This window comes from uncultured Caballeronia sp., from assembly GCF_964243625.1.
GTDB lineage: Bacteria > Pseudomonadota > Gammaproteobacteria > Burkholderiales > Burkholderiaceae > Caballeronia.
The window spans coordinates 1-5,033 of the sequence record NZ_CAXTGZ010000446.1; the positions used below are offsets into that span (position 1 = coordinate 1).

General features: G+C 58.5%; 5 protein-coding genes. 2 read left to right on the forward strand and 3 right to left on the reverse strand.

Annotated elements, in window-relative coordinates:
* The 3 genes from ACFFAR_RS24190 to ACFFAR_RS24200 form a co-directional block, all read right to left on the reverse strand.
* Window positions 1-1,097, reverse strand: a 1,097-nt coding sequence (locus ACFFAR_RS24190) for an SLC13 family permease (protein WP_174364815.1), incomplete at its 3' end; no start/stop codon positions are given.
* 59 nt (window positions 1,098-1,156) lie between these two features.
* Window positions 1,157-2,446, reverse strand: a complete 1,290-nt coding sequence (locus ACFFAR_RS24195) for an MFS transporter (protein ID WP_256701234.1) — start codon at window positions 2,444-2,446, stop codon at window positions 1,157-1,159.
* Window positions 2,443-3,570: a metallophosphoesterase gene (locus ACFFAR_RS24200; protein WP_174364814.1), complete on the reverse strand. Its 1,128-nt coding sequence runs from the start codon at window positions 3,568-3,570 to the stop codon at window positions 2,443-2,445. The genes ACFFAR_RS24195 and ACFFAR_RS24200 overlap by 4 nt, the downstream gene beginning before the upstream one ends.
* A 437-nt stretch (window positions 3,571-4,007) precedes the next feature.
* On the opposite strand from ACFFAR_RS24200, the gene ACFFAR_RS24205 reads away from it, so the two are divergent.
* The gene (locus ACFFAR_RS24205) at window positions 4,008-4,862 is read left to right on the forward strand and encodes an alpha/beta fold hydrolase (protein WP_174363923.1); all 855 of its coding nucleotides are present in this window, start codon (window positions 4,008-4,010) and stop codon (window positions 4,860-4,862) included.
* Window positions 4,837-5,033, forward strand: a 197-nt coding sequence (locus ACFFAR_RS24210; protein ID WP_375508601.1) for a PAS domain-containing protein, incomplete at its 3' end; no start/stop codon positions are given. The genes ACFFAR_RS24205 and ACFFAR_RS24210, both read left to right, overlap by 26 nt.

Consider the following 5,033-nt stretch of genomic DNA (forward strand, 5'->3'; position numbering starts at 1 on the left):
AGATTGGGCCCGAGATCGACCCCGATCAGCAACGCATCGATGACCCGCTCAGGGCTGTGTGCCTGCATCACAGTCGCACTCGAAATCAGCCCCGCCGGGAGATTGTTCATTAGATTAGAAGCGATCGCGATCACGCCACCTGACAATCCGGCGCTCAATGATTCGTCGCGCTGAGTAGCGGACTGGAGCATCTGTGCGATGTGCGCGATAACGCCTGTGTGCTGCAACACCTCCACCAGCACGAACAACCCGGCAACCAAAGGCAAGACACTCCAGGAGATGTCCCTCACCAGAGCCCAAGGCGATTTCCGCTCCTGGATCAGCACGATTGCAGCGGTCGTCGCACCAAGAATTGCGGTCGGCAAGCCAAGCTGCATGTCGAACGCCGAGACAAGGAGCAGCACGATCGCAGTTACGGCGATTCCACCCAGCGCAATGCGGCCGCTGGATGACAACGGCACATTGTCCAGGCCAGACTTGCATTCGCCTCTCAAATCGCGGCGCTGCGCCCAGCGAAGCATGAAATAGGTCGCCGCGATGGACAGTACCGAAGGCACGATGAAACGGCCCATCCAGAGAGACAGCGCGGGCGTATGGTTACCGTACAAAACCAGATTGGCGGGATTCGAGATCGGCAAAACAAAGCTTGCCGCATTCGCAATGAATGCGCATACGAACAACAAAGGCAAGGGCTTTGTATCGGCTTTCTTCGCAGCGGCGAAGACCGCCGGTGTCAGCACAACCGCGGCAGCATCATTGGACAGGAATGTCGTAACAACCACGCCTACCAGGTACACCAGCAAAAACAGGCGTGCGGGCGACCCCTTCGCATGATTGACCGCAAGTACCGCGACCCAGTCGAACAAGCCCTCGCGGCGCCCTACTTCGGACAGCAACATCATTCCAAACAGAAAGAAATATACATCTGCTCCTTTGGCGACCGCCTGCAGAGCTTGCGTAATAGGCAACAAACCCAGAGCGACAATGAGCAACGCGCCAGCGACGGCCCAAATAGCCTCAGGCCATTTGAACGGGCGCGTAATGACGCCGGCCGTAGCCATGGCTGCAATGCCCCAGGAAAGGAAGGTTGGATTCACGTCGGCGATTCTCAAAAAGTAAAGGAGTACAGACGGGCCCATAGAGCGCCGCACGTACGTCAGGCACTCGAAGCTGCGGTTTTGCCTTCGATCGATATGCTTTCAGAACTGCGGCATGCGTTACGAAGACTGGTGCCAAATCCCAGCCACAAGGCGATCGATGCGGTAGACACAGCGCCTAAAACCAGGAATGCGGCTGAGTATCCAAACGTATGGGCAAGCAGTCCGCCCAATAATGGACTAAGCGCAGCACCCGCAGCCTGGCACGTCATGACAACGCCCTGCCCCACATTGACGCGCCCTGTGCCGTCAAGGAGGCGAACAACAAGCGCCGGCACCGCCACGCTTTGCAAGCCAGCGCCGATGCCATCGAGTGCCTGCACAGGCCACACCCCCCACGCATGAAGCACACTGGCGGCAATGGCGCCGCGCAGCGGCAACGCCAGAAATGTGATCAAGATCACCCACCAATACCCGCGCCATTTGATCAGCCGACTCGCCATCATCGATACGATAACCATCACGAGCTGTGCAACGATAATCGTCTGCGCAGTGAAGGCGCTGGGGTCGCCCTGCTTGGCAGCCACGATCGCAAGTCCGTAAAGCGGAAGCATTGCGGCATTGCCAAGATGAAACATTGCCAACGCCGCGGCCAGCACCAAAAGCGGCTTGGACTGCAGCAGGGTGCGAAAGCCGCTCATTTCGTCGTTGCCGCGTTCGCTTGCCTCCTTGTTCCCCCCCTCCAGACCGCGCGCATGATCATGATCGATCGCATCTGCGGGAATCAGGAGCACCGTGAAAACTGAAACCACGCCGAATATCGCGCTCAGGCCAAAAACGGCGCCGAACCCGAAGCGCCAACCCAGCCAGCCGGAGAGCGCCGCAGCGGCCACGTTGCCTGCGTGATTGGCGACTTGATTGCGGCCGAATTGCTTGTCAAAGCCGCGCTGCCTCACCATTCCCAGCGTGATGCCGGCAATTGCGGGTCCGAGCGCGGCGCCCGTCACTGCGGTAGCAATCTGCGATGCGGCCACCATCCAGAAGCCATGCGCAAACCAAAGCAGCAAAGACGCGAGCACAGTCATCACGCCAGCCACGATGATTACCGCGCGCTTGTACCGGGTGGCATCCACAAGGGCGCCGGCCGGTGAAGTGGCGAGCATTCCCGCGATGCCGCCGATGGTCATCACGGTGCCGATCAAATCAGTTCCCCAACCCCGCGCCTGCAGGAATACGCCGAGAAATGGGCCAATCCCTGCCTGCACGTCGGCCATGAAGAAATTCAGCGCCTCAAGCGGGCGTGTCGCCTTGCCGGCGGGCCGGACGGCCACCTCAGCAGACGGCGTCACCAGGCACGACCATTTTTGTTGGGGCCGAGTTGCGAGCCGAGCAAGCCGTGGTCGGCCCATTCTCCAACCGCGTGCGCATCAGTGCCAGGAGGGGCGGCGGCGAACGCGCGGCTCCCGGCGCCCTGTCGCGAGAGCACCTCTATCGTGTCTGACGCTGTGTTGCCGTTCGCGTCAGACGCCACGACCGTTACCTTATAGCGATCCACATCCGGAGGGCGCGGCAGCTCCGCTTGCCAAACCGCATATTCACCAGACACTGGCTGCATGGTTGCACGCTGCTCGCCAATGGAAACCACGACTTCGGCTATCTGCTGGCCAAACACCTTGGCGCGCACCTCGCAGTTGCCAACCGGCACTTGTCTTTGATCAGCGGGGTCAGTCACGAGCCGCCTGTCTGCCGGCGTCGTGATCATCACCAGCGGCCAAGCTGCAGAAACAGGCTGAAACCGCCAACTCACCACGCTGGCGTCCACGGTGACGATCGCAACGCCCGCTCGCCCGTCGTCTTCTTCAATCTGTCCGGTCGAGCGCGTCGCGGCGTAAATAACCGATCCGTCATTGAGCAGTTCGTTGTAGTGAGTGTGGCCGGTGTCGACGACAAGTACTCCAGCGGATGCAAACAGGTGTGCCAGCGCTTCCCCACCTTCAGCAAGATCGCCGGGGTAAGCATGCATGAAGACAACTGGCCGTTCCTTGTCGTTCACGCAAGCTGCCAGCTGTGCTGCGATCCATTCTGTCTGCGCCGCGCCAAGGCGGAAATCAGGACCGCCTTCACCGGCGGACACGATGTCCAAAAACAGGCAGCGATGTCCTTTCACGGTGACTTGCTTGGGTAGTGAGTCGACGCCCAGTTCGCGATGGAATGTTTCAAGCGAGCCTGGTTCGAAATCATGATCCCCTGGAATCGCATTGGTAGGTAATCGAAGCGAACTTAGGATCGAGCGAATCTTGGCGTACTGTTCGAGCTTGCCATTGTTGGCGTTATCTCCCGGAAGATAGGCGAACTCCACCGCATGAGCGACGTTAGTGTTGACCGCACTGACTAAACGCTCTAGAAGGCCGACACTCTCATAGCTGTCGTCGTGCGAAACGTGGAGGTCCCCAAAATGTACCCAACTCAACATGGCGCGACTCGATGAAAACCGGCGACCCGGCAATGGCCACGCTTCTGCAAGTCGTATGCCATGATGAGAAGCCATACTGCAACTGGCTGAGCACCTTGATCGGCACCTGTGGGTGCTTGGTGGGTAGACACCCATCGTCCAGGAATTGGACACAGTTCGACGGCGATGAGACTGACCGAAGAAAACTAATAAGCCTGCTGCATAATTCTGTAGAGATTACTCGACCGACGCGTCACAGAGGCATTTATTTCCGCTGGTCCATCGCTGAAAAAAGCATTTGATGGGCATTACTTAAGCTTGTGATTCGCCACATCACACCGCTAGGAGAAATTAAACCAAACGTATTAATATTCCAATGCGCCCGCAATGTCTCGCGGGGTTCAAGAGGCGGTCGCGGAATTTATCCTGATTGATTATTTATCGATGACAGGCGCGGAATGGAAGCCCACAAACGCAATCATGTCCACGTCGTCGGAGACGGCCCTGTCACGCTGGTTTTTGCGCACGGTTTTGGATTCGACCAGAGCATCTGGCAGTGTCTGACCGACGCGTTTGCGCCGACCTACCGCATGGTTTTACTCGACCTGGTGGGCAGCGGCCGCTCCGACCTGTCCAAGTACGATTTCGTCAAATACGGCACGCTTTACGGTCATGCGAAAGACCTGCTCGAAGTACTGGCCGAACTCACCAGCTCGCCGGTGGTTTTAATTGGCCACTCCGTGGGCGCCATGATCGGAATGCTCGCGGCGATCGAGGCGCCCGAGCGTTTCAGCGGGCTGGTGATGATCGGACCAACACCTTCTCTTATTGACGACGTTGACTACAGAGGCGGATTCAAGCGTGGCGATATCGAGGCGCTGCTTGGCTCGCTGGAGAGTAACTATCTCGGATGGTCCAATTCAATCGCACCAGCAGTCCTGGGCACGCAAGCGCAATCGAAACTTGGGTCCAAATTCGCCAACACCTTTTGCCGCAACGACCCTGAGATTGGAAAACACTTTGCGCGCGTTTCCTTTCTATCGGATCATCGAGCCGAGCTTGTCCGCGTCACCACGCCGACCCTGATCGTGCAATCAAGCAACGATCCGTTCGTGCCCCTGGAAGTAGGCAACCATATGCGGCGGATGATCCGGGAAAGCGTCCTTGCCACCGTCCAGAGCACCGGACACTGTCCTCATATCAGCGCGCCGCGTGCGTGCATCGATGCAATCGAGGCTTTCATAAAAACCCTTCCAACGCTCGCAGATGGCCCATCAAAAGAGACTGTTGCCGACAATCAGCGAGACGCTTGATCGCGCGCCGTGCGGTCTGTTCACGACGACCAAAGACGGGACCATCGTCCGCGCGAACAAAACGTTTTGCCGTTGGATTGGCTATCGGGAAGCAGACCTCGTTGGACTGCGCCGCATTCAGGATCTGCTGACGGTCGGCGGCCGGCTTCTCTTCGAGGCGCACGTGGCGCC

Coding starts and splice junctions, on each gene's coding strand:
- ACFFAR_RS24200 (WP_174364814.1), bottom strand. CDS start 3,570: ATGTTGAGTTGGGTACATTTTGGGGACCTCCACGTTTCGCACGACGAC.
- ACFFAR_RS24205 (WP_174363923.1), top strand. CDS start 4,008: ATGGAAGCCCACAAACGCAATCATGTCCACGTCGTCGGAGACGGCCCT.